General features: G+C 70.8%; 1 protein-coding gene. It reads right to left on the reverse strand.

The features are described from left to right. Nucleotides 1-513, reverse strand: a 513-nt coding sequence (locus UR289_RS21845) for a hypothetical protein (protein ID WP_320711588.1), incomplete at both ends; no start/stop codon positions are given.

Here is a 513-nt window from a genome sequence, read left to right on the forward strand (position 1 = left end):
TGCCCGCTGCTGACCGCCAGCGCGCCCGCGCTGTTTGTCCCGCCGCCCGTCATCTGCACTTTCCCCGCCGCGGAAAGGCGCATGTCGCCCTGGCTGGCGAGCGTGCTGTTATTCAGTTCCATATCCTGCGAGCTGGCCACGTTCAGCGCGCCCCCGGCCTGATGGCTGCCGCTGAGGGCCACCCCCGCGCCCTTCGCGCTAATCGAGCCGCTGGCGAGGCTGTTCCTGACCGTCAGTTTCCCGCCCGCATCCAGCTGAATGTCGCCCTGGCGCGCGGTGAGGTTGCCGAGGTTCACCCCGACGCCCGCCTCGCTGGAGACCAGGCGGATACGGTTCGCATACATCCCGCCGAGCGCGCCGGTATCCACCGCCACCACGGGCGCGGCGCCCTCGCCGGCAACCGGCCTGACGCTGCCGTCGGCGCCCACGCGGTTCGCCCCTGCGGTCACCGTCAGGTCGTTCGCATGTATCGCGGCGTTCACTTCCGTTGCGCGCGCAATCAGCGACAGCGCG

Source organism: Enterobacter sp. 302C9, assembly GCF_034106085.1.
Taxonomy (GTDB): domain Bacteria; phylum Pseudomonadota; class Gammaproteobacteria; order Enterobacterales; family Enterobacteriaceae; genus Enterobacter; species Enterobacter asburiae_B.